Source organism: Achromobacter spanius, assembly GCF_002812705.1.
Lineage (GTDB): Bacteria > Pseudomonadota > Gammaproteobacteria > Burkholderiales > Burkholderiaceae_B > Achromobacter > Achromobacter spanius.
On sequence record NZ_CP025030.1, the window covers coordinates 6,335,802 to 6,361,316 of the forward strand.

Annotated in this window: 17 protein-coding genes; 5 read left to right on the plus strand and 12 right to left on the minus strand. The window is 65.2% G+C overall.

Annotation, left to right across the window (positions count from 1 at the left end):
• Positions 1-59 precede the first annotated feature (59 nt).
• The 6 genes from CVS48_RS28760 to CVS48_RS28785 form a co-directional block, all read right to left on the minus strand.
• Positions 60-728, minus strand: a complete 669-nt coding sequence (locus CVS48_RS28760) for a helix-turn-helix transcriptional regulator (protein WP_100857395.1) — start codon at positions 726-728, stop codon at positions 60-62.
• Between the two features lie 29 nt (positions 729-757).
• Positions 758-2,218 (minus strand): efflux transporter outer membrane subunit, encoded by a 1,461-nt coding sequence (locus CVS48_RS28765; RefSeq protein ID WP_100857396.1) that lies wholly within the window; start codon positions 2,216-2,218, stop codon positions 758-760.
• 10 nt (positions 2,219-2,228) lie between these two features.
• On the minus strand, positions 2,229-5,330 hold the full coding sequence (locus CVS48_RS28770; protein ID WP_100857397.1) for a MexW/MexI family multidrug efflux RND transporter permease subunit: 3,102 nt from the start codon (positions 5,328-5,330) through the stop codon (positions 2,229-2,231).
• Between the two features lie 16 nt (positions 5,331-5,346).
• On the minus strand, positions 5,347-6,501 hold the full coding sequence (locus tag CVS48_RS28775) for an efflux RND transporter periplasmic adaptor subunit (protein WP_100857398.1): 1,155 nt from the start codon (positions 6,499-6,501) through the stop codon (positions 5,347-5,349).
• Positions 6,502-6,672: 171 nt separating this feature from the next.
• The gene (locus tag CVS48_RS28780; RefSeq protein ID WP_100857399.1) at positions 6,673-8,643 is read right to left on the minus strand and encodes a BCCT family transporter; all 1,971 of its coding nucleotides are present in this window, start codon (positions 8,641-8,643) and stop codon (positions 6,673-6,675) included.
• 109 nt (positions 8,644-8,752) lie between these two features.
• The gene (locus CVS48_RS28785) at positions 8,753-9,406 is read right to left on the minus strand and encodes a TetR/AcrR family transcriptional regulator (RefSeq protein WP_100857400.1); all 654 of its coding nucleotides are present in this window, start codon (positions 9,404-9,406) and stop codon (positions 8,753-8,755) included.
• A gap of 158 nt (positions 9,407-9,564) precedes the next feature.
• Here CVS48_RS28785 and CVS48_RS28790 point away from each other — a divergent pair, with 158 nt between their 5' ends.
• The 5 genes from CVS48_RS28790 to CVS48_RS28810 all read left to right on the plus strand — a co-directional run bounded on the left by CVS48_RS28790 (position 9,565) and on the right by CVS48_RS28810 (position 18,375).
• Positions 9,565-10,725 carry an efflux RND transporter periplasmic adaptor subunit gene (locus tag CVS48_RS28790; protein ID WP_419191422.1) on the plus strand — a complete coding sequence of 387 codons (1,161 nt, stop codon included), beginning with the start codon at positions 9,565-9,567 and terminating at the stop codon, positions 10,723-10,725.
• On the plus strand, positions 10,722-13,910 hold the full coding sequence (locus CVS48_RS28795) for an efflux RND transporter permease subunit (RefSeq protein ID WP_100857401.1): 3,189 nt from the start codon (positions 10,722-10,724) through the stop codon (positions 13,908-13,910). Before CVS48_RS28790 ends, CVS48_RS28795 begins: the two co-directional genes overlap by 4 nt.
• The gene (locus tag CVS48_RS28800) at positions 13,910-15,445 is read left to right on the plus strand and encodes an efflux transporter outer membrane subunit (RefSeq protein ID WP_244191393.1); all 1,536 of its coding nucleotides are present in this window, start codon (positions 13,910-13,912) and stop codon (positions 15,443-15,445) included. Before CVS48_RS28795 ends, CVS48_RS28800 begins: the two co-directional genes overlap by 1 nt.
• A 198-nt stretch (positions 15,446-15,643) precedes the next feature.
• Positions 15,644-16,780 carry a C45 family autoproteolytic acyltransferase/hydrolase gene (locus CVS48_RS28805; RefSeq protein WP_100857402.1) on the plus strand — a complete coding sequence of 379 codons (1,137 nt, stop codon included), beginning with the start codon at positions 15,644-15,646 and terminating at the stop codon, positions 16,778-16,780.
• A gap of 32 nt (positions 16,781-16,812) precedes the next feature.
• Positions 16,813-18,375, plus strand: coding sequence for an ABC transporter substrate-binding protein (locus tag CVS48_RS28810; protein ID WP_100857403.1), 1,563 nt, complete (start codon positions 16,813-16,815; stop codon positions 18,373-18,375).
• A 276-nt stretch (positions 18,376-18,651) separates the two neighbouring features.
• Here CVS48_RS28810 and CVS48_RS28815 read toward each other — a convergent pair whose 3' ends face one another.
• From CVS48_RS28815 to CVS48_RS28840, 6 genes are all read right to left on the minus strand, one after another.
• Positions 18,652-20,247: an ABC transporter substrate-binding protein gene (locus CVS48_RS28815; protein WP_100857404.1), complete on the minus strand. Its 1,596-nt coding sequence runs from the start codon at positions 20,245-20,247 to the stop codon at positions 18,652-18,654.
• Between the two features lie 190 nt (positions 20,248-20,437).
• Entirely contained in the window at positions 20,438-21,058 is a 621-nt protein-coding gene (locus CVS48_RS28820) for a GntR family transcriptional regulator (RefSeq protein ID WP_100857405.1), read from the minus strand.
• Positions 21,059-21,141: 83 nt separating this feature from the next.
• Positions 21,142-22,797 carry an ABC transporter ATP-binding protein gene (locus CVS48_RS28825; RefSeq protein WP_100857406.1) on the minus strand — a complete coding sequence of 552 codons (1,656 nt, stop codon included), beginning with the start codon at positions 22,795-22,797 and terminating at the stop codon, positions 21,142-21,144.
• A complete protein-coding gene (locus CVS48_RS28830; RefSeq protein ID WP_100857407.1) occupies positions 22,794-23,615 on the minus strand; it encodes an ABC transporter permease in 822 nt (273 codons plus the stop codon). The genes CVS48_RS28825 and CVS48_RS28830 overlap by 4 nt, the downstream gene beginning before the upstream one ends.
• Entirely contained in the window at positions 23,612-24,556 is a 945-nt protein-coding gene (locus CVS48_RS28835) for an ABC transporter permease (protein WP_100857408.1), read from the minus strand. Before CVS48_RS28835 ends, CVS48_RS28830 begins: the two co-directional genes overlap by 4 nt.
• 61 nt (positions 24,557-24,617) lie before the next feature.
• Positions 24,618-25,487: an alpha/beta hydrolase family protein gene (locus CVS48_RS28840; RefSeq protein ID WP_100857409.1), complete on the minus strand. Its 870-nt coding sequence runs from the start codon at positions 25,485-25,487 to the stop codon at positions 24,618-24,620.
• Positions 25,488-25,515 lie beyond the last annotated feature (28 nt).

The following is a 25,515-nucleotide window of genomic DNA, read 5'->3' on the forward strand; positions in this document are numbered from 1 at the left end:
GATGGGTGAAGCGCGACCCCCCCGCCACAAAAACCCCAATCCCCAACGCGCGCAACCCATCAATCAGCCCCGCCAACCACCTCCACCCGATACGCACACCGCCGCGCCCCGCTAAGAATATGCTCTTCCCGCTCCACCCGGACCCCCGCCCCCAACACCTTGCGGAACAACTCCAATTCACTGCGGCAAAACCCCATACAGGCCTTGGCCGCCGAGCAAATCGGGCAGTGGTTCTCGATAAACAAAAACCCGTCACCGTCAGCACGCAGTTCAGCCATATACCCTTCGGCTGACCTCACCTGCACCAGGCGCTCCAACCGGGCCTGCAAATCCTGCGCCCCCGCCATCGCCTTCTGGTAGCCGTCCAGCATCGCGGCCTCGCGCGCGTGGATCAGTTTGTCCACCCCCTCTTCGCCGAACACCTGCCGCACCGCGCCGATCATCTGCACCGTCATTTCGGCGTGCGTGTCGGGGAAGCGGCCATGGCCAGCCTCGGTCAGAAACCAGATCTGGGTGGGCCGGCCGCGCCCGGCGCTGTGGCTTTCGGAATCGACCAGCCCGTCGGCATGCAAGCGCGTCATCTGCTGACGCACGGCCTCGGCCGTCACGTCCATGGCCTTCGCGATAACGGCGGTGGACTGTGGGCCGCGCGTCTTCAAGGTCATGAGCACGCGGTCCGCCGGCTGATGCGGCATCCAGGTGATGGGGTGGGACGGGCTGTCGGACATGAGGGTATCGATACTCCGGGTGATGGTTCCTATGGTGCCATGATCTCGGCCGATTTCGCTTGGCCTGGTTGGCCCGGCGCCTGCCAGCCTCCGCCCACGGCTTTATACAGGGCAACCAGCCGCGTATAGGATTCGGTTTCGGCCACCGCCACGGCGTCCTGGGCGCGCAAAAGCGTACGCTGCGCGTCCAGCACCGTCAAATACGGCGCGCTGCCCTCGCGATAGCGCAGTTGCGCAAGTTCCGCCGCGCGGCCGCTATAGGCCGCCGCCTGCGCCAGGTTGCCCAGGCGTTGCTGCGTCTGGCCGAATTCAGCCAGCGCCGATTCCAGTTCTTCCACCGCCAGCAACACCGTCTGCTCGTAGCGTGCCACCACGCCTTCCGACCGCGCAACCGCCGCACGCTTGCGGGCCAAGGCGGTAGGCAGATGCAAGGCAGGCCAGCTTACGCCGGACGACACACTGAACGCCCGGCTGGAGGCCGACACGAAGTCGGCCCCGCGCAACGCGACAAACCCCAGGAAGCCGCCCAGGTCGATACGGGGATAGAGCTCGGCGGTGGCCACGCCCACGTCCGCGTTGGCGGCCGCCATGTTGCGCTCGGCCGCCGCCACGTCTGGCCGGCGCGACAGCAAGGCCGCCACGTCGCCAATCGGCAGGCGCGCAGCCAAGGGCGCCAGCGGCGTGCCCGCGTCCAGCTCAGCCAGCTCCACCGGCCGCAGCCCCGCCAGCACCGCCAGCCGATAGCGCGCCAGGCGCTTGGCCGTCACCTGCACCGGCACGCTGGCTTGCACGGTTTCCAGTTCGGCGCGCGCGCTGGCCAGGTCGCCTTCGTCGCCCCGGCCAGCCGCGACCAGGGCCTGCGTCACACGAAGGCTATCGCGCTGGCTGTCCAGATTCGCCTGCGCCACGGCCAGGCGCTGCTCGGCGCCGCGCAGTTCGAAGTAATTGCGGGCGACCTCCGCCGCCACCACGATGCGCGTCTGTGCCAGGTCCGCCGCTTCCGCTTCGCTGCGCGCCGCCGCGCCCTGCGCCGCGTAGCGCAGCCGGCCGAACAGGTCGAGTTCCCAGGTGGCGTCAAAGCCCGCCCGGTAGCTCTGGGCCAGATTGCGCTGGCCGGCCACGCCGGCATTGGCTTGCGACAGGCTGCGTTCGTAGCGTCCGTCCAGCGTCACGGCGGGCAAGCGGTCCAGTTCCTTTTCATCCAGCACCGCGCGGGATTCCGCCAGCCTGGCCTGTGCGATGCGGATGTCGTGGTTGCGGCTTAGTGCCAGGTCCACAAGGCGGTCCAACAGGGGGTCTTGCAATTGCTTCCACCAGGTCCGTTGCACCTGGTCGGCGGAAAACAGCGCTTGCTCGGGGCTGGCCAGCGTCACGGGCGCGGCTTGCGGCGTGTGGTATTCAGGGCCGACGGCGCAGCCTGCCAGCACCAGCGTGGCCAGCGATATGGCCGCCGCGCGGCGCAGGCGATGGGGTCGAAGAATATGGGTCATGGTTGCATCCTTAATGCGTGGTCGCCGGGCGGGCGTCTTCGGCCTGCGCCGCCATCAGTTCACGCGCTCGCGGCGTGTCGTGGGCGGCCCGATGGTCGCGGGCGAACACGGTGTACACGGTGGGCAGCACAAACAGCGTGAACAGCGTGCCCACCAACAGCCCCACCACGATCACCAGGCCCAGGCTGTAGCGGCTGTGCGCGCCGGCCCCCGTGGCGAACAGCAGCGGGATCAGCCCCATCACCATCGCGGCCGTCGTCATCAAGATGGGACGCAGCCGGATGCGGGCGGCCTGCTCCATCGCCGCGCGCCGATCCAGCCCGTGGCTAAGCTGCATCTCATTGGCGAACTCCACCATCAGGATGCCGTGCTTGCTGATCAGGCCGATCAACGTCACCAGGCCGATCTGCGTATAGATATTGATGGTGGCCATGCCCAGCGCCAGCGGAATCAGCGCGCCGCAGATCGACATGGGTACGCTGACCAGGATGATGAACGGGTCGCGCAAGCTCTCGTACTGCGCGGCCAGCACCAGGTAGATGACGATGATGGCGAAGACGAAGGTGATCATCAGCGCCGAGCCTTCCTGGCTGAACTGGCGCGCATCCGATTGCCAGTCATAGCTGAAGCCGGCGGGCAGCCGCTGCGCCTGTGCCGACAGGAACTTCACCGCGTCGCCCATGGTGACGCCGGGCATCGGTATGGCCTGGAACGTGGCGGCATTCAACTGGTTGAACTGGGTCAGCGAATTGGGTTCCACGCCCATGGACACCGTGACCAGGTTGGACAGCGGCACCTGCGCGCCGCTGGCGCTCTTGACGTGGAACTGCGCCAAGGCTTCTGGCGACACACGTTGTTCGCGCCGGCTCTGCGGAATGACGTCATACGAACGCCCGTCCATGCCGAAGCGGTTGACGTAGTTTTCGCCCACCAGCACCGCCAAGGTGTCGCCGATGTCTTTCATGGTGACGCCCAGGCTGTTGGCCTTGGCGCGGTCCACCTTTAACTGCACCACCGGGTTGTTGTAGTCCAGGTCGCTATCCACCACCATGAACAGGCCGCTTTCGCGCGCGGCCTTCTTCAAGCCTTCCATGGCCTCGTAGACCACCGGATAATCGGCCGCGCTCATCAGCACCATCTGCACGGGCAGGCCGCCGGTGGAACCCGGCAAGGACGGCAACTGGAACGCGAAGATGTTGCTGCCTTCCACCTGATTGGCCAGCGACTGCATGTCGGCCTGGATCTCGTCGGCGCTGCGCTTGCGGTCCTGCCAGTCCACGAAGTCCACCCCACCGATGCTGTTGGACACGCCATCCGATCCATTGATCAGCCAGCGCCCCTTCTGCTCGGGCACGGTCTTCATGACGTCGTCCCACTTCTTGCCGAACTTCTCCACGTAATCAATGTTGGCCTGCTGCGGCGACTTGATCGCGGTCAGCACGGTCGACTGGTCTTCCACCGGCGCCAGCTCGCGCTGCGCGGTGTTGTACAGGAACGGCAGGCTGATCAGCACCGCCACCGCAATCAGCCCCGTCACCCAGCGATGCCGCAGCGACACGTCCAGCACGCTGCCATAGGCGTTGCCCAGTCGGCCAAAGAAGTGCTCGGCGCGGCGCGCCATCCAGCCATCGGACACGCGGCTGTTCAGCAGAAACGAACTCATCACGGGCGACAGGGTCAGCGCAATGACGCCCGACACCACCACCGCGCCCGCCAGCGTAAAGGCGAATTCCTTGAAGAGCGACCCGGTCAGCCCGCCCATCAGGCCGATGGGCGCATACACCGCGGCCAGCGTGATGGTCATGGCGATCACCGGCCCCGCGACCTCACGCGCGCCGATCAACGCCGCCCGCACGGGCGATTTGCCCTCTTCGATATGCCGGTGCACGTTTTCCACAACCACAATCGCGTCGTCCACCACCAGGCCGATCGCCAGCACCATCGCCAGCAGCGTCAACAGGTTCACGCTGAAACCGAACAGCGCCATGATGGCCGCCCCGCCCAGCATGGACAGCGGAATGGTGACGACGGGAATCAGCACTGCCCGCAATGAACCCAGGCACAGGAAGATCACCACCACCACGATGGCAATGGCTTCCAGCAAGGTTTGCATCACGCCGTCGATGGACGCGCTGATGAAGCGCGCCAGCTCGAAGGGCACTTGCACGCTGGTGCCGGGCGGAAGGTTCTGCTTGATGTTGGGCAGCAGTTCCTGCAAGCGCTTGACGATGACCAGCGGGTTGCCGACCGGCGTAGCGTTCAGGCCGAAGTAAACGGCCGGTTCGCCGTCCATCAGCCCGCTGGAATCGGTGGACGCGGCCCCCAATTCCACCGTGGCCACATCGCCCAGCCGCACCAGCGCGTCGCCATCGCGCTTGACGACCAGGTCGCGGAATTCCGCCACATTCACAAGATCAGTGTTGACCTGGATGTTGGACACCACATACAGGCCCTTGGCCTGGCCGGGCGCCGCCTGCACGTTGTTGTCGCGCAGCGCCTGGGCCAGCTCGCCCGCCGAAATGCCGCGCGCCGCCATGCGGTTGGGATCCAGCCATACACGCATCGCCAGCTTTTGCCCGCCGTAGAGTTCCACGCTGGCCACGCCGTCTATCGACGACAACTGCGGCTGCACCACGCGCGACAGGTAATCGGTCAGCGCCGCCAATGACAGCGTGGTGCTGGAAAAGCCCACATAGGCCACGGCGGTCGCCTCGCCCGCGGACTTGACCAGCACCGGGTCGTAGACGTCTTGCGGCAGGCGGTACTTGACCTCGTTGACCTTGGCCATGACCTCCGTCATGGCCTTGTTGGAATCGGCATTCAGCTTCATCCGTACCGTGATGACGCTGCGGCCCTGGGTGGACGACGACGACAGGTAGTCGATGCCTTCCACCGTGGCCACGGATTGCGCGATGGGTTGCGTGACAAAACCCTGCATCAGCTCGGGCGATGCGCCGGGGTATTGCGTGGTGATGGTGATGGTGGTGCTTTCGGTCAGCGGATACTGCCGCACCGGCAGGCCGCTCAGCGCCTTGATGCCCAGCAGCAGGATCAGGGTGCTGACCACCAGGGCCAGCACTGGCCGACGCACGAAGAGATCGGTGAATTTCATGCTTGTCTCCGCCGCGTCAATCAGCTTGCACCGGGGCTTGCGCCACGGTTTGCGTCGGGGTTTGCACAGTCGTACCCAGCGCGACGGTGTCGGACGGAATGACTTCCACCGCCGCGCCGTTATGCAGGCGCAGCTGGCCTGACGTCACCACCTGGTCGCCCGCTTGCAGGCCGTCGGTCACGACCACCCGGCCGCGCATGCGTTCGGCGGTCTTGACATAGGCTTGCCGCACCGTGGCGGCGGCGCCTTCCTGGCCGCCCTCGGGGCGCGCCAGCACAAATACGGAGTCGCCATAGGCGCTGTAGCTGACGGCGGTTTCGGGCACGGTGATCACGTTGGGGCGGTCAGGCAGGCCGATACGGCCGTGCGCGAACATGCCGGCCGCAAGCGCTCCGTCGGCGTTGGCCAGGGTGGCTTGCACGCGCACCGTGCGCGAACCGGCATCCACCTGTGGTTCCACGGCCGTCACCTGGCCGGCGAACTCGCGTCCGGCATGGGCGTCCACCGTCACCGTCACCGGCTGCCCGGCGCGCACCGCGCCCAATGCCTGTTCGGGCAAGGTGATGTTGGCGTACACGGTGGAGGCGTCCGTCAGCGATACCAATGCATCGCCCGCCCGGGTGAACTGGCCCAGGTTGACGCGCCGCACACCCAGCACGCCGTCAAACGGCGCCTTGACGCGCTTTTGCTCAATCAGCGCCTGCACCCGCTTAATGTCGGCGGCGGCCTGATCATGGTCCGCCTGCGCCTGCTCCAACTGTTCTCGCGTGGCCGCCTGTTGCGGCAACAGGCGCCGCGTGCGTTCGAGCAAGGCGCGCGCATTACGGGCCTGCGCCTGCAAGCGCGCCAGTTCACCCTGTTCGGGCGCATCGTTCATCTGCACCAGCACTTGGCCGGCCTTGACCTGCTGGCCCGCCGTGAAAAGGATCTGCGTGACGCTGCCGTCCACTTCCGCCGGCACCTGCACCTGGCGCGTCGCCTCCAGGGACCCGATCCCGCTCAACGCCATTGGAAAGGCCGCCTGCACCGCGGGCGCCACGGCCACCTTGGCAGGCGCCATCGCCCATTCACCCTGCTGCGACGCCTGGCTGTACTTCCAGGCCAGCCCACCTGCCACCGCCAACACCAGCACGACGGCGCTTGCTGCCCATGCCCCGGATTTCGCCTTCATGATTCTCTCTTTTATTTATCCAAGAATAAGCTTGGATAATCCATGATTCGGCGCGCTTCGTCAAAGCGGCAGATGCAATGTGAGAGATAGCGCCACGCTATCGGACGAAAAAAACCGCCAGGCGATGCTGGCGGTTGTGGGTCAGGCAAGAAGTGCCGGCAAGGCCGGGGTTCAGGTTCGAACCATGTGCAGGTAATGGCGATGGCGTTCGTACTGGTCCAGGATGTCGCCGATGACGGCATCGCGGCTCCAACCCATGATGTCGTAGTCCTGCCCGCCTTCGCGCAAGTGCACTTCGGCCCGGAAATACTTGCGTTCTTCTTCGTCGGCGGCTTCGTCCGGCGTCAGGCTGGGGCGCACAAAGGCCTCGGGCTGCACGGCGTATGAAAAGTCCAGGTGCTCGCCATGGGACACCTCAAGCACGGCGCTGCCGTCGCTTTCGTTTTCGCGCACCTCCACCGCGTAGCCCTGCTTGCGCAGTTCATCAGCCACGTCTTCCAGGGCAGGCCGCACCACGTCGCTGATGAAGCGTTGCACGTGCGAACGGCGCGGCATCATCACCATGTTGCGCAGCCGGCGCTCCCAGGACTGCCCGCCGCGCGCGGGGCGCGACAAGGTCAATGACTGGTAGCGGATGCCGCGCTTGGTGGCGTCCAGCTTCAGCGCCTTGAACAAGCCCCACAGGGACAGCAGCAAGATGATGGAGAACGGCAGCGCGCTGGCGATGGTGGCGGTTTGCAAGGCTTTCAGGCCATCGGCCAGCAACAATGCGATAGCCACCGCGCCCATCAGCAGCGACCAGAATATGCGCTGCCACACCGGCGTGCGGTCGGATCCGCCCGACGCCAGCAGGTCAACCACCAGCGCCCCCGAGTCGGCCGAGGTCACGAAGAACACCGCCACCATCGCAATGGCGATGACCGACAGCACCCCGCTCCAGGGCAGTTGCTCAAGAAAGGCGAACAAGGCCAGTGACGAGTCGGCATCCACGACTTCCGCCAAGCCCTGCACCTTGTCCACCAGGATCATGTGGATGGCGGTGTCGCCGAATACGGTCATCCAGAACAGCGTGAAACCCGCCGGCACCAGCAGCACCCCGGTGACGAACTCGCGGATCGTGCGCCCGCGCGAGATGCGCGCGATGAACATGCCCACGAAGGGCGACCACGCAATCCACCAGCCCCAATAGAACAGCGTCCAGCCGCCGATCCAGTCGGTGGGCTCGTAGGCGTACAGGTTGAAGGTCTTGTTGACGATGTCGGACAGATACGCGCCCGTGTTCTGGACAAAGGTCTGGAACAGGAACACGGTGGGACCCACAATCAGCACGAACAGCAACAGCACGGCGGCCAGCACCAGGTTGGTTTCGGACAGGATGCGGATGCCCTTGTCCAGCCCGCTGGCCACCGATATCGTCGCCAGCCCGCAGGTGATGATGATCAGGATGATCTGCGTCGTCACCCCTACCGGTATGCCAAACAAGTGATTCAGCCCGCTGTTGATCTGCGCCACGCCCAGCCCGAGCGAGGTCGCCACGCCCAACACCGTGCCAAGAATGGCGAAGATGTCGACGGCGTGCCCGATCGGCCCGTGGATGCGGTTGCCGATCAGCGGATACAAGGCCGAACGCAACGTCAGCGGCAAACCATGCCGATAACTGAAGAACGCCAGCACCAACGCCACCACGGCATAAATGGCCCAGGCATGCAGGCCCCAGTGGAAGAAGGTGATCTTCATCGCCTCGCGCGCCGCGATGGCGGTACCGCCTTCACCTACGGGCGGCGACATGAAGTGCATCACCGGTTCGGCCACGCCGAAGAACATCAGGCCGATGCCCATGCCCGCGGAGAACAGCATCGCGAACCAGGTGAAATTGCGGTAATCGGGTTCGCTGTGGTCAGGCCCCAGCTTGATGTCGCCATACCGGCTGACCGCCAGGAACACCACGGCCAGCAAGATAATCGCCACGACCAGGATGTAGAACCAACTGGCGTTGCCCAGGATCCAGCCTTGCACCGCGTCGAACACGGTCTGCGCCTGCTTGGGCGCCAGAATCGCGAATCCGACCAGCAGCAGCGTGAAGATGGCCGCTGGAAAAAATACAGGTCGATTGATGGTGGATGGTCGGGTTTCTGAAGTCATGCAGCAGCTCCTTTCGCCCGAGGGTGGAAATTTCCGATGCGCGGTCCCCCTCAGTCCGACAGCGCGCCGCAGGTATTACTATCACGGCCAGCGTGTGGATGACAATGCCTTACTTGCCGTCCAACTGACCGTCCGCCGCCTTCTCCGGCGAAGGATCGCCGAACACCACGCGGCGGAAAAATCCCGCCAGCACGGCTTCGGTCATTTCCAGGCTGACCCCTTGCGGGTCGAACGCATAGCTGAATTGCATGCCGTCCGACAAGGCCAGCAAGCCCACCGCCAACTGTTCGGCGGGCAGCGGCAGCGGCGTGCCGACCTGGGCGGAAAACTGGCGCACGTATTCGGTGGTGGCCGCGCGCAATTCACGCAGGCAGTCGGTGAAACCCACGCGAAAATCCGGGTCGCGCGCCGCTTGCAGCTTGCCTTCCATCCAGAGCAGGAAGCAATCGTTTTCGCGGTGGTGCGTGCTGTAGTACTCCAGCACGCGCGCCTCCATTTGCTCGCGCGATTCGCCTGCTTCGAAGATGGCGCGCATGTCGGCCATTACCTTGTCGTGATCGCGCCTGAGCAAGTGCAGGAAAAGTTCGGACTTGCTGCCGAAATTGGAATAGAAGGCCCCGCGCGTATAACCCGCCAGTTCGGCGATGTCTTCAACGCTGGCGGCCACAAAACCCTTGCTGAGAAAAACCGATTGCGCAGCGTCCAGCAGACGCTGGCGCGTCTGGTCTCGGCTTTGCTCACGGGTAAGGCGGACTTTTGACATGGCGCGAGTTTAGCACTGGCCGCAATTTCAAATACACCCTTGTATCTGAATACATTACCGCATTAGAATTCAGGCCGTATTGAGTTCGATTCTTCTTTTTCCATCTTCGCGCCGCGAGGTGTTTCGTGAATTTCCCTGGTTCCCGCCCACATTCGCCGGTGCGCGCCCCTGCCGTCGACACGGCATCTACGCCTGCCTTTTCGCATCGCCGAATCTGGACGCGCCGCCTGGCGCTGCCGGCCGTGCTGGCCTTGACCCTGGCCGTAGCCGCCTGCGGCCGCAAGGAAGCGCCCGCGCCCGCCCCACGCCCCGTGGTCGCCATGCCCACTCAGGCCGACGAGCGCCTGCCCGCCTGGACCTTGCCGGGCGAAGTCCAGGCGCGCTACAGCACACCGTTGTCTTTCCGCGTGGGTGGCAAGATCATCGAACGCAAGGTCAGGCTGGGCGACAGCGTAGTGCCCGGGCAGGTGGTGGCCAAGCTGGACCCCGCCGACGCCGCCAAGAACGCCGCGGCCGCCAAAGCCCAATTGTCGGCCGCGCAGCATCAACTGACGTACGCCCGCCAGCAATTGGAGCGCGACCGCGCCCAGGCGCGCGAAAACCTGATCGCGACGAACCAGTTGGAACAAACCCGCAACGCCTACGCCTCGGCATTGGCGCAACGCGACCAGGCCGCGCAACAAGCCGCGCTATCGGCCGACCAGCTTGAATACACCACGCTGAAAGCCGACCAGGCCGGTGTCATCACCGCCGAACAGGCCGACACGGGCCAGAACGTGGCCGCGGGCACGCCTGTCTACCAACTGGCCTGGGCCGGCGATATCGACGCCATCTGCGACGTGCCGGAAAGCGTGCTGGCGGGGCTGACCGTGGGGCAGCGCGCCAGCGTCACGTTGGGGCCCCTGCCCGGCCAGACCTTTGCCGCCGTCCTGCGCGAGATCGCGCCCGCCGCCGACCCGCAAAGCCGCACCTACCGCGTCAAGCTCACGCTGGAATCGCCCACGCCAGGCGTGCGGCTGGGCATGACCGCCAACATCAGCTTCGACAACCCCGGCGCCGCAAGCCAGGCCACCTACACCGTGCCCGCCACGGCGCTGTTCCATGACGGTAAGGAACCCGCCGTGTGGGTCGTGAAGCCGCAAGAAGACACGCTGGAACTGCGCCGCGTAAAGGTGCTGCGCTACGACGCACGCACGGTCACGCTGTCCAACGGTGTGCAAGCTGGCGAGCGCGTGGTCTGGCAAGGGGTACATACGGTGACCGCCGGTGAAAAAGTCCGCCCCGTGGCGCCCTTGCACCCCGAGGACTTCGCATCATGAGCGCCGGCCCCCAAGAATCTGGCAACCAACCTGGCAACGACCCCGGCCACGAACACAATGAAGGCAAATTCAACCTGTCGGCCTGGGCATTGCGCCACCAGCCGCTGGTAATTTTCCTGATTGCGCTGGTCACGCTGTTTGGGGTGCTCTCGTACTCGAAGCTGGCCCAGTCCGAAGACCCGCCCTTCACGTTCCGCGTGATGGTCATCAAGACTTTGTGGCCGGGCGCCACCGCGCAGCAGGTGCAGGAACAGGTAACCGACCGCATCGGCAAGAAGCTGCAGGAAACCGCCAATACGGACTTCTTGCGCAGCTATTCGCGGCCCGGCGAATCGCTGATCTTCTACACCATGAAAGACTCGGCGCCCGCCAACACGGTGGCCGACCAGTGGTATCAGATCCGCAAGAAGGTGGGCGACATCCAGGCCACGCTGCCGCAAGGCGTGCAAGGCCCGTTCTTCAATGACGAGTTCGGCGACGTCTACACCAACATCTACACGCTGCACGGCGACGGCTACACACCGGCGCAACTGCACGACTACGCCGACCGCCTGCGCACCGTGCTGCTGCGCGTGCCCGGCGTGGCCAAGGTCGACTACTTTGCCGACCCGGCCGAACACGTCTACGTCGAAATCTCCAACACGCAATTGACGCGCTTGGGCGTATCGCCCCAACAGATCGCGCAAGCCATCAACACGCAGAACGCGGTGGCCGGCTCCGGCACCCTGACCACCGCCGACGACCGCATCTTCGTGCGGCCCACCGGGCAGTTCGACAACAGCCGCGCGCTGGCGGATACGCTGATCCGCGTGAACGGCAAGTCGATCCGGCTGGGCGACATCGCCACCATCCACCGTGGCTACGACGACCCGCCCGTTGAACAAATGCGATTCGGCGGCGCCCCGGTGCTGGGCATCGGCATCACCATGCAGCCGGGCCAGGACGTGGTGCGCCTGGGCGAAGCCCTGGACACGAGCTTTGAAAAACTGAAGGCGCAACTGCCCGCCGGCCTGACGCTGACCGAAGTCTCCAGCATGCCGGACGCCGTGTCGGATTCCGTGGATGAATTCCTGCGCTCGGTCGCCGAGGCCGTGGCCATCGTGCTGATCGTCAGCCTGGTGTCCTTGGGCTTGCGCACCGGCATGGTGGTGGTGATTTCGATACCAGTGGTGCTGGCCATCACCGCGCTGTTCATGGACATGTTCGGCATCGGCCTGCACAAGGTGTCGCTGGGTACCTTGGTGCTGGCGCTAGGCCTGCTGGTGGACGACGCCATCATCGCCGTGGAAATGATGGCGGTAAAGCTGGAGCAGGGCTGGAGCCGCGCGCGCGCCGCCGCGTTTGCCTACACCAGCACCGCGTTTCCCATGCTGACCGGCACGCTGGTCACCGTGGCGGGCTTTCTGCCGATTGCGCTGGCCAAGTCCAGCACCGGCGAATACACCCGTTCGATCTTCCAGGTGTCGGCCATTGCGCTGATCACGTCGTGGTTTGCCGCCGTGGTGCTGATTCCGCTTCTGGGTTACCGGCTGCTGCCTGAACGCAAGCGCGAAGCGCATCTGCCGCACGACCACGAACACGACATCTACAACACCCGCTTCTACCAGCGCCTGCGCGGCTGGGTCGCGTGGTGCGTGGACCGCCGCTTCTGGGTGCTGGCGGGCACGGTGGTGATCTTCGTCATCGCGATGGCGGGCTTCAAGTTCGTGCCGCAACAGTTCTTTCCCAGCTCGGACCGCACCGAACTGCTGGTGGACGTGCGCCTGCAAGAGGGCGCGTCGTTCGCGGCCACGCTGCGCCAGGTCGAGCGCGTGGAAAAGGCGCTGGAGGGCCGGCCCGAGATCGACCACACGGTCAGCTTCGTGGGCACCGGCGCACCGCGTTTCTATCTGCCGCTGGACCAGCAACTGGCCACGCCGAACTTCGGTCAATTGGTCATTACCGCGCATTCCGTGGAGGACCGCGAAAAACTGGCCAGTTGGCTGGCGCCGATGCTGCGCGAGCATTTCCCCGCTATCCGCACCCGGCTGTCGCGGCTTGAAAACGGGCCGCCCGTCGGATACCAGGTGCAGTTCCGCGTCAGTGGCGACAAGATTCCGGAAGTGCGCGCGGTGGCGGAAAAAGTGGCTGCCGAAGTCCGCGCCGACAGCCGCTCCGTCAACACACAGTTCGACTGGGACGAGCCCTCGGAACGGTCCGTGCGTTTCGAGATCGACCAGCAGAAGGCGCGCGAACTGGGCATCAGCTCCAGCGACATCTCTGACTTCCTGGCCATGACGCTGTCGGGCTATACCGTGACGCAGTACCGCGAACGCGACAAGCTCATCAACGTCAGCCTGCGCGCGCCGCGCGAAGAGCGGGTCGACCCCACCCGCCTGGCCACGCTGGCCATGCCCACGCCCAATGGCCCCGTGCCGCTGGGCAGCCTGGGCCAGGTGCATTACGACCTGGAATACGGCGTGATCTGGGAACGCGACCGCCAGCCCACCATCACCGTGCAGGCCGACGTGGTGAGCGGCGCGGAGGGCATCGACGTCACCCACGCCATCAACAAGAAGCTGGACGCCATCCGCGCCGACCTGCCGGTGGGCTACCGGATCGAGGTCGGCGGGCCGGTCGAGGAAAGCGCCAAGGGCCAATCGTCCATCAACGCGCAGATGCCGCTGATGGCGGTGGCCGTGCTGACGCTGCTGATGGTGCAACTGCAAAGCTTCGCCCGCGTGCTGATGGTGGTGCTGACCGCCCCGCTGGGCCTGATCGGCGTGGTGGCGGCACTGCTGCTGTTCGGCAAGCCTTTCGGCTTCGTGGCCATGCTGGGCGTGATCGCCATGTTCGGCATCATCATGCGCAACTCAGTGATTCTGGTTGACCAGATCGAGCAGGACATCCTGAACGGCCACAAACGTGTGGACGCGATTGTGGGCGCCACCGCGCGGCGCTTCCGCCCCATTGTGCTGACGGCCGCCGCCGCCGTGCTCGCGCTGATTCCGCTCTTGCGCAGCAACTTCTTCGGCCCCATGGCCACCGCGTTGATGGGCGGCATCACCAGCGCCACGGTGCTGACGCTGTTCTTCCTGCCCGCGCTGTATGCGGCCTGGTTCCGCGTGCGTCACGACGAACGCGACGAACCCGAAGGCGTGCCGCCCGGCGCCAACGCGGCCGACACGCTGGAACGAGGAGCCTGATGATGAAGATCCATCCGATCCACACCACTCGTCCGACCCCGACAACCCCTTCCGCCCTCCCTGGCGCGCGGCCGCTGGCCCGGCCCTTGGCTTTACCCCTGGCTTTACCCTTGCTGCTGGCATTGAGCGCTTGCGCATTCGCGCCGGACAGCAAGCCGCCCGCGGTGACCTCGCCTGCCCAGTACGGCGTCGAACCCACGCCCGCCCAGGGCGCTGCCGCGCAAGGCGTGGCGCAGCGCTTTGAACAAGGCGCGCGGCCCGTGCCCGAATGGTGGAAGCGTTATGGTTCCGATGCGTTGAACGCCCTAGTGCAAGAGGGCTTGGCCAACAGCCCCAACTTGGCGGCAGCCGAGCGCAACCTGGCTGGCGCGCGCGAACAGTTGCGCGCGCAGGTGAATTCGTCGCTGCTGCCGTCGGTGGACGCAGGCGCCAGCGCCACGCGCAATCGCGCGCTGACCATGCCCAACCTGCCCCAGCCCACGGCGCTCTATAACGTCTTCACCGGCCAGGTCCAGGCCAGCTATGACCTGGACCTGTTTGGCGCGGCGCGCTTTGCCAATGCCTCGCTGGCGGCGCAAGTCGAGCAACAGGCCTTCCAGCTGGAATCCGCGCGGCGCTCACTGGCCGGCAATATCGTCACCGGCGCCATCAGGTCGGCCTCCCTGGCCGAACGGGTCGCGCTGACCGAAAAGCAGGTGGTGTTGTTGCGCCAGGTGGCGCGCGATACGCAGCGACGCTACGAACTGGGGTCGGCCTCGCAGAACGACGCCTTGGATGCCGACCAGGATGCCGCCACGCTGGAGGCCTCGCTGCCCGGCCTGCGCGCGCAATGGCAGGCCACGCGCCATGCGCTGGCGGTGCTGCTGGGCCGCAGCCCCGACCAGGCGCCGGACGACCTGGCCTTCAGCATGCTGGCGGTGCCGGCCCAAGTACCGGTGGTCGTGCCCTCGGAATTGCTGGCCTCGCGCCCGGACATTCTGGTGGCCGACGCGGTGGTGCAGGCCGCAGCCGCCGATGTGGGCGTGGCCACCGCGCAGTTATTCCCCAGCCTGTCGCTGTCCGCCTCCATGGGCAAAGGCGGCTTCAGTTGGCCGGCGGCCCTGTCGGGCGCGGGTTCCATCTGGGCCATCGGCGCGTCACTCACCCAGCCCATCTTCCATGGCGGCGCCTTGCTGGCCGAGCGCCGCGCGGCCAAGGAACGCTACGAGGCGTCGGTGCTGCAATACAAGCAAACCGTGCTGACCGCATTCCAGGACGTGGCTGATACCTTGGCGCGGCTGGACGCCGACGGGCAAGCGCTGGCCTCGGCCGAGGCCTCGCGCCGCGCGGCCGAGCAGTCCTACCGCAACACGGCCAGCCGCGTACGCCTGGGCGCGCTGGCGCCGTACACCGAGTTCGCGGCGGAACAGCACTATGTGGCGGCGCGCCTGCGTGAGTTGGAATACGCAAATGCCCGGCTGACGGAAACAGCCGCCCTGTTCCAGGCCATGGGTTCTCCGGCGCGTGCACCGGAAATGGCGGCGCAGGCACCCTGACAGCGCGCGCCGCTGTGATCAGCGCTGCTTGACCAAACAGGCCCCCACGCTTACGGCGCGGGGGCCTGCTTTTTTTATGCTCGCTTTTCTTCTCCATTGGGTAAACCCTGAGCAATATTGGCGCCAAAATGAGCTAACATTTTTGCAATATTGGTTCCTCCCTCCCGACTTCACGGCACGCAACGCCGCTTCCCGTCCATGACCCAAATCACCCAATTTCCCTTCGTTTCGGTTTCCGGCACGCCCGAGGCCCGCGGCCGTTCCTATGGCCAGCAAGCCGCGGCGCGCGTGCGCAAGAGCGCGGCCATGTACGGCCAGACGCTGGTCGACCTGGGCTACGACGCCATGGCGCGCACCGAACTCATCGCCCACTTCGCGCGCGAAATCGAGCACTTTGCACCGCACTACGTGGAAGAAATGCGCGGCATCGCGGCCGGTGCCGACGTGCCGTTCGAAGACATCGTGATGGTCAACGCGCGCACGGAAGTCGTGGCCAAGGCCCGCGCCGAAAAGAAGAAGGCTGCCGAACTGGAACCCGGCGACGGCTGCACGGGCGCGCTGATCCTGCCCACGCGCTCGGCCAACGGCAAGTTGATTCATGGACAAAACTGGGACTGGCGCGCCGAGTGCGCCGAGACGGCCATCGTGCTGCGCGTGCAGAACGACAACGGCCCGGACATGCTGACCTTCGTGGAAGCGGGCGGCCTGGCACGCAGCGGCTTGAACAGCGCCGGCGTGTCCATCACCGCCAACTACCTGGAATCCGACCGCGACTTCCGCCAACTGGGCGTGCCGTTGTCGCTGATTCGCCGCAAGGTGCTGGAACAGGAACACTTCGCGCTGGCCATCAAGGCCGTGGCCACGACGGCGAAGTCCTGCTCCAACAACATCATGCTGGGCATGGCGGCCGGTTTCGGCGTGGACTACGAGTGCACCACCGACGAGGCATTCCCGATCTACCCGGGCAGCGATGACCTGATCGTGCACGCCAACCATTGGGTCAGCGAAGTGGCGCTGTCAAAGTTGCGCGACACGGGACGCGCCAGCACGCCGGAAAGCGCCTACCGCGACTGGCGCGTGCGCCGCCTGCTGAACGAGAAAAAGTTCTTGACGCGCGACGACCTCAAGCGCGCGCTGTTCGACGACTTCGGCGCGCCCTATTCCGTGTGCCGGCCGCCTCGCCCGGGCAGCCACGACAACCTGTCGGCCACCGTGGCCATGGTGGTCATGGAACCCGCAGCCGGGCTGATGGAAGTGGCGCCCCTGCCCGCCCTGAACCGCACGTTTACCCGCTACAGCCTGACTGCCGCACCCGAACTGCTGGCCGCCGCCTGAACTCCGGCCCGCGCAACCCCAAGGAAGTTTCAATGAAGATCCATTGCCTGAACGCCGCGGTTGCGCTGGCGCTGGCCAGCCTGGCCGGCGCGGCCTGTGCGCAAGCCGCCTTGCCGCTGCGCATCTCGATGACCGCCGACATCCGCTCGACCGAACCCGGCGTCAACCGCGACAGCAACAGCGACGCAGTCGTGATGCACATCGTGGAAGGCCTGGTCGCCTATGGCGAAGATGCCGAGGTGCGCCCGCTGCTGGCCAAGTCCGTGCAGATCAGCCCCGACGGCAAGACCTACACATTCACCTTGCGCGACGGGGTGACGTTCCATAACGGCAAGCCGATGACTTCGGCTGACGTGCTGTGGAGCTGGCAGCACTACACCGCCGCGAATTCCGGCTGGCGCTGCGCCAGCGAATTCGATGGCCGCGGCACCGTGAAGGTGACGGGCGTGGAAGCGCCCGATGCGCGCACGGTGGTCTATCACCTGGAAAAGCCCAGCAGCTTGTTCCTGGCGTCCTTGGCCCGCATTGACTGCGGCGGCACCGGCATTCTGTCCAAGGATTCAGTCGGCCCGGACGGCGCCTGGGTCAAGCCCATCGGCACCGGCCCGTTCGAGCTGGCGGAATGGAAGCGCGGTGAATACATCCGTCTGACCAAATTCGCCGGCTACGCCAACCTGGACGGCAAGCGCGACGGCTACACGGGTTCCAAACGCGCGCTGGTGGACGAAGTGCGCTTCATGATCGTGCCGGACGATTCCACCGCCAAGGCCGCCTTGCAACGCGGCAACATCGACATCATCGAAGACGTGTCCAACAACGACGTGCCGGTATTGCAGGGCACGCCGAATGTGAAGGTGGCCTATGCACCGGTGATGAGCATGACGGCGTTGCTGCTGCAGACCAAGGACCCGGCCTTGTCGAACGTGAAGATGCGCCAGGCCTTGGCTCACGCCATCGATTACAAACAGTTGGCGGCCGCCGTCACCGAAGGCCTGGCCGAGCCCAACAATTCCATCGTGCCGCTGGTGTCGCCCTACCACGATGCCACGCAGAAGCTGGGGTGGGACTACGACCCCGCTCAGGCGCAGAAGCTGTTGAAGGAATCGGGCTACAAGGGGCAGGCGCTGACCATCCTGACCACCAAGCGTTATCCGCAATCGTATAACTCGGCTGTGATCGTGCAGGCGATGCTGCAGTCGGTGGGCATCAACGCACAGTTGTCGGTGGTGGAATGGGCGACCCAACTGGACCGCTACAACGCGGGCAATTATCAGATGATGACGTTCCCATATTCGGCGCGCCTGGACGCGGCCCTGAACTACGAGATGGTGACGGGCGACAAGACCAGGCAGCCACGCAAGATTTGGGACAACGCAGAGGCGTCGAAGCTGGTGGAAGCCGCGTCGGTGGATACCGACCACGCGAAGCGTCAGGCCTCGTTTGACCAGTTGCACAAGCTGTTCCTCGCCGACGTGCCCAGCATTCCTCTGTACAACGGACTGGATATCGGCGCGTACCGCAGCAACATCAAGGGCTACCAACCCTGGGCCGTAAAAAAGCCAAGGGCATGGGAAGTCGAGCGCGTAACGCCATAGCAACCCGCGCAAGTAACCCCCCGTAGGATGGGTGAAGCGCGAAATACCCGTAAACCGAACCCCGGCGTGCGCCGCGCGCAACCCATCAGGCAGCCGCGGCTGATGGGTTACGTGCGATCCCCGTCGGCTTTCGCGGGCAAGCATTCGCGCACTTCACCCATCCTACAAATACGGCCCACTTCCGTAGAATGGGTGAAGCGCGAACCACCCACGATTCGAACCCCGCCCCACACCGCGCGCAACCCATCAACCGCCCGCTGCGCCTAGTCGCTACCCCTACTTCACCGCCCCCACCCTCGTCTCCCAAGCCCTCGGTTTGCCTTCCCACACCGAAAATCCCTCGACCCGCTTGTTCGTCGCCCAGGCGTCGGCCCCGTTGTACAGCATCAGCATCGGCGTTTGTTCCAGCATCAACGCATGCAACTTATCGAACAGCGCCTGGCGTTTTACCGGATCTGATTCCAGGAAGCTCTCATCAATCAGCTTCTGCGCCGCAGGGTCGTCCCAGACCTTGCGCGGCTGCCTGGTCTTGTCGCCCGAGAACTGTTCGAAGCTCAGTGCGGGGTCCAGCCGTGACGAAAACGAGAACGAGCTGATCTGGTATTTGCCTGTGTTGTAGCGGTCCAATTGCGTGGCCCATTCCAGCACCTCGATCTTGGCGTTGATACCCACCGACTGCATCATGGCTTGCGCAATCACCGCCACCTGATAGCTCGGCACATGGGCGCGCTTGTTCGCATAGATAACCACCGGCTCACCCGCGTAGCCGGCTTCTTTCAGCAACTGCTGCGCCCGCGCCGGATCATATTTGTAGCCCCGCTTTTCAGCGTCCTTGTAATACGCCGACCCCGCATAGACCGCGGAATTGTTCAGTTGCCCCAAGCCTTCGGACGCGGCCGCCACCACTTGCGGGATATCCAGCGACGCGGCGATCGCCTGGCGCATCTTCACGTTCTTCAGCACCGGGTCTTGCGTCTGGAACAACAGCACATGCTTGACGGCATCGTGCGGACTGAACACCGTCAGTGTCTTGACGCTTTTCAGTTCGCCCACATCCGTATTGGTGATCTGGCTTGCATCGATGGCGCCTGACATCAGGCCGGCCTTCGAGGTGGACGGGTCCGGCACCACCAGGAACTTCACGTCGTCCACCAACGGCCGCTTCGACCCCAGGTAGCCGTCAGCCTTGTCACCCGGCGGCGAAACGTAATCCTTGAAGGCGCTCAGCAGGGTGTATTCGCCACGCTTCCATTCCTTGAACATGTAGGGGCCGGTGCCGATCGGCTTGATCCACGAGCCATCGGCCGCCACCGAATCCTTGGACAAAATCGCGGTCATGCCGCAATCAGTGCGCGCCAGGGAATCCAGGAATACCGCCGACTTGCGGTCCACCTTCATCACGACCGTCTTCGGGTCGGGCGCGCTCACCTCCGTGACCTTCAAGCCGTTGCGGCCATCGAAATCGCTGCGGCAACGCCAGTCCGTCTTGGCGTCCATGTAGCGCTGCCAGCTCCAGAGCACGTCGGCCGAGGTCAGCGTGGCGCCGTTGTGGAACTTGACGCCGTCACGCAGCGTGAAGGTGTAGGTCAGCCCATCCGCCGACAAGTCCACGGACTTGGCCAGCAGCGGGCCGACGGTGCCGTCTTCGCGGTAGCCCACCAGCCCTTCCACCATGTTCAGCACTACGCCGTCCGTGGTGTTATCGCGGTTGACGCCGGGGTTGGTCGAACGGATGTCGGCCGGCTGCGCGATGGTGAGCACGGCGGCATGAGCCGGCGCGGCGGCATGAGCCGGCGCGGCGGCATGAGCCGGCGCGGCGGCGGCAAGCGCCAGGGAGAGCGCAAGCGCTCTGGGAACGAATGGGTGGTGCATGCAAAGACTCCCCGGCGTGTGGCGCAGATTTCACGCATATTTTGGCGCCAAAATAATCTGCTAATTATGGCTGCTACGATCTCGGCCGCCATACGGGGTATCCCTGAAACAGAGACGAAAAAACGGCGGCCTCTTTACCAAAGGGCCGCCGCGATGGTGTTGCGCAATCAAACGACGCGACCCGCGCGCGTCAGGAAATGTCCTGACCGACGTGCTGCGAGATGATCTTCTGCAACTGCTTCACGTCGCGCGCTTCCAACGCATCGACCATGTCGAAGTGCTCGCGCGCCGAAATTTCAATGCGCGAACGGGTAACCCATTCCTTGGCCGGAGCGGCAGGACCGCGGGCGCGCGTTTCCTGGATCAGCGCGGCCAGTTCGCGGTTGCGGCACATGTCGTACATGGCGGCGTGAAAAGCCAGGTTGACCTCGTACTGCTCCAGCAAGGTGCCGTCCTGCAGCAGTTTCGCGAAACGTTCCGCCAGCGTGCGCAGCGCGCGCACCTTGGCCGCCGTGACGTTGGGCATCAGATCGGCAGCCGCGCCCGTCTCAAGCAGGATACGGATGTCACGGATCTGCAGGTGCACGTCAGGGTCCATGGCGTAGACGTGATAGCCCCGGTTCGGGATGTGCGCAATCAGCCGCTTGGCGGCCAATTGATCTAGCGCCCGCCGCACGTCCAGGCGCTTGGCGTCATAGCGTTCTTGCAGGTCGATCTGTTTCAACCAGGCGCCGGGACCATACACACCCGACTGAATATCATGGGCAATACGGTCAACCAGGCCGGGTTGCATCGCTGCCGCTTTCGGCATGGACCACTCCCGTCTATCAGTTCCAAAGCGCGTATTTTAGGCGTAAGTTCTTGCAGCGAAAGCAGGGGGTTCCCTGCCTTCCGTCAAGCAATCGCCCGCATGGGTTCCTGCCCCTCCAGGCGCCAGCGCAGCCGCACGCCGCCGCTCTCGGTGGATTCCAACGCCGGGATGGCCTGCAACAGGCTGCGCGTGTATTCCTCTTGCGGCCGGTCGAACACCGCGTCGCGCGAACCTTGCTCGACGATGCCGCCATCGCGCATAACCACCACACGGTCAGCCACCTGCTCCACCACGCCCAGGTCGTGGCTGATGAACAGGCATGAAAAACCGTGGCGTTCCTGCAAGTCGGCAAACAGGTCCAGCACCTGTGCACGCACGGTCACGTCCAGCGCGGACACGGGTTCATCGGCAATCACGAATGCCGGCCGGCGCACGATGGCGCGCGCGATGGCGACGCGCTGGCGCTGGCCGCCCGACATTTCGTGCGGAAAGCGCTTGGCGTATTCGGATCCCAGACCCACCTCGGCCAGCACCTCGTCCACGCGGCGACGCTTGTCGGCCGCCGACAGGCCGTCCACCATGCGCAGGCCTTCGCCCACCAATTGGCCGATCGTCATGCGCGGGTCCAGCGATGAATACGGGTCTTGGAACACCATCTGGCAGTTCAATCGATAATCGCGCCAGGCCGCGGATCGGCTGCTTACCGGCTGGTCGCGAAACAGGATCTGGCCGGACGTGGGCGCAAGCAGTCCGGCAATGGCGCGGCCCAGCGTGGTCTTGCCCGAGCCGGACCCGCCCACTACCGCCACGACCTCGCGCGGGTTGACGTGCAGGTCGATGCCGTCCAAGGCCCGCTTGGCGCTGGTGCGTGAGAACAGGCGCTGATGGCCGGCGTAGTCCACCACCAGGTTCTTGACCTGGACAATGGGCGCCTCTTGCGGCAGTTTGCGCGCCGGCAGCCGGCGCGGCATCGCGTCCAGCAGCTTGCGCGTGTACGGGTGACGCGGCCGCTCCAGAATGCCCGCCGTGGTGCCGGCTTCAAGCACCTTGCCGTGCTGCATGACGACCATGCGCTCGGTGTAGCGGGCCACCATCGGCAGGTCGTGGCTGATCATCAGCACGGCCGTATTGTGTTCGCGCGTCAGGTCCACCATCAGTTCCAGCACGTCGCGCTGCACCACGGCGTCCAGCGCAGTGGTGGGTTCGTCGGCGATCAGCAGCGCGGGCTGCAACAGCATCACCGAGGCCAGCATCATGCGCTGGCGCATGCCGCCCGAGAACTCGTGCGGCCAGGCTTCCATCGCGCCCTTGGGATCGCGGATGCCCACCCGGCGCAGCATCTCCAGGATCCGCTCGCGGCGCTGCGCCGTGGACAAGGTCCGGCGATGCAGTTTCAAGCCTTCGTCCAATTGCCGCCCGATCGGCATGGACGGGTTCAGGGACGTCATCGGCTCCTGGAACACCATGCCGATGCGCGCGCCGCGCAGCTTGCGCAGCACCGAGGCGTCCGCCTTCGTCACGTCCACGCCTTCAAACAGGATGGCGCCGCCCGCCACCACCAGGGGCGCTGGGGTCAAGCCCATGATGGCGCGGGCGGCCTGGGTCTTGCCGCTGCCCGATTCACCCACGATGCCGACCATTTCGCCAGGCGCCACCTCGAACGACACCCCGCTGACGATCTCGCGGCCCCCCTGCCCCACCGTCAGGGTCAGGTTCGATACGGATACCAGTGTGCTCATTGCACGCCCCTCATGCGGGGATCGAGACGGTCTCGCACCGCGTCGCCCAGCAGGTTGATGCCCAGCAGCGCAAGCGCGATGGCCAGGCCGGGAAGAATGGAAAGGTACGACGCCTGCGCCATGAACGGGCGCGCGGCGGCCAGCATATTGCCCCAGGTGGGCGCGGGCGGCGGCACCCCCAGGCCCAGGAAGGACAGCGCGCTTTCCGCCAGGATCACCCAGCCGAACATGGACGTGGCCAGCACGGTCAACGGCGCCACGCAGTTGGGCAGCACATGCCGGAACATGGTGTAGAGCTCGGAATTGCCCAGCACGCGGGAGGATTCAATGAACTCCTTTTCGCGCAGGGACAGCACCGTGCCGCGCACGATGCGCGTCACCGATGGCGTATACGCCAGGCCCAGCGCCAGGATGATGCCGTACTTGTTGGCGCCCACCACGGCCAGGAGGCCCAAGGCCAGCAACAGGCCCGGAAAGGCCAGCAGTGCATTGTTGAAAGCCATGATGATGCGGTCGGTCCAGCCCCGCACGAAACCGGTCAGCGTGCCGATGGCGGTACCCACCACAATGGCGAACGTCACCGTCAAGAGGCTGATCCAGACGCTGCTGGAAGCGCCGGCCAGCAACCGCGACAGTTCGTCGCGGCCGAACTCGTCCGTGCCCAGCAGGAAGTCTCCGCCCGGCGGCTTGAGCCGCGCGACGAAGTTGATTTTGAGCGGATCGTGCGGCGTCCAGAAGGCGCCCATGAGCGCCGCGACGATCATCGCCCCGACGATCAGGCCACCCAGGAGCGCGTTGGCGGGAATTCGCTTTTTCATTCGGCGGTCACTCTCGGGTCGAAAATGGGATAGCACAGGTCGATCAGCAGGTTCACCACCACATAGACCACGCCCACGAACAGCAGGCAGCCCTGGATCACCGGGTAATCGCGCGCGAAGATGGAGTCCACCAGCAGGCGCCCCAGTCCGGGAATGGTGAACACGGTTTCCACCACCGCGATGCCGCCCAGCAGATTGCCCAGCACCAGCCCGATCAGCGTCCAGGTTGGCCCGAAGGCGTTGCGGAAGGCGTGGCGCATCAGCACGGCCGATTCCGACAGGCCCTTGGCGCGCGCATGGGTGATGTAGTCCAGCCGCAGCACCTCCAGCGTGCTGGCGCGCGCCATGCGCATCAACACACCGATTTCGTGCAGGAACAGGGTGAGAATGGGCATGGCCAGGTACAGCAGGCCGGCCTTCCAGTCTTCGCCGATCGACACATAGCCCACCACCGGCAGCCATTGCAGCTTCAAGCCAAAGAAAATCAGCAGCAGCAGACCCAGCCAGAAGGTCGGGATGGATACCAGCAACGTAGCCGAGCCCACCAGGAACAGATCGGGCCATTTGTTCTGCTTCCAGGCGGCGATCATGCCCGCCGGAACCGCCACCAACGCGGCGAACAGCACGGCCACCAGCACCACGCGCCCGCTGATCAGGAAGCGGTCCCACACCAAGGGCAGCACAGGCTGGCCGGTATTGATGGACGCGCCCAGGTCGCCGTGCAGCATGTTGCCAAACCAGATGCCGAACTGCACAAGCCAGGTCTGGTCCAGCCCCAGCCTCGCGCGCAGATCCGCCAGCGCGGCGGGCGTGGCCAGGTCGCCCAGCAGCAGTTGGGCGGGATCGCCCGGAATCAGCCGGATCATCACAAACACCGCCACCGCCACGATCAGCAGGGTCGGTATCGCCATGACAATTCGGGATAGTGCGAAACGCAGCATGCCCCTCTCCTATTCCTGAACGCGGCGGGGCGGAGGTCCGCGCCACCCCGTCCTGGCGATGTCAGTTCTCTTGATGCCGCAACTTGCGCAGCGCGCGCGCCAGGAAGTCCTGCACCTGGCCCACGCATTTCAGACCGTCGTGCGGCACGTTATCCACCAGGTCCAGCACGGCCTTTACGCCCGCCGCTTCGAACGAACGGCGCAGCGACTCCAGCCGTTCCGGGCGCGTCTTGCCGGCGTCGTTGGCGCCGGGCATGAAGAACTTGCCGCCTTCGCGATGGGTGATTTCCCAAGTTTCCAGGTCAGCCTTGCCCACGATCATGTGCACCGCCACCTGCTTGAGCGCTTCGATGTCGACGCCCTTGCCAAAGCGCGTTTCGGCGTCACGCACGCCTACCCACCAATCCTGGCTGGGGTCCAGCAGCGTGACCGAACCAGGCGCGCCGATCGACACGGCCCACAGGCGTTCGGGATGCAGGTACGCGAAGCGGTTCACGAACTGGCCGCCGCCGGAATAGCCGAACAAGCCGAACTTCTTGAACGACAGGCCAAACTTCTCGCCCACTTCGGCCACCATGTCCAGCAGGATCTGGTCGTAGCGGATTTCGCCTTCCAGCAGTTGCTTGAAGCCGTCGCGGTTGCCGTCGCCCGAGGGGCCCACGGGGAACAACGGGCAGAGCACGATGCAGTCATTCCAGCGCGCGAACTCCGCGAACGCATCGCGGTATTCCACGAAGGCGCGGCCGGTGCCGTGCATGATCACGACGAGTTCCATCGGATGCTTGGCTGTGTCGATGTGCGGCGGCACGTACATGCAATAGGAAAAGCGCGGATCGGTTCGCGCCGCGAAGACCGTGCTGTGGCCCAGGTCGTAGATGGCCCGCGCCAGGGCGGCGTCGGGAGTCAAGGCGATAGCTGCGTTGGACTGCATGATTTCCTCATGTCCATGGCCGCGTGGG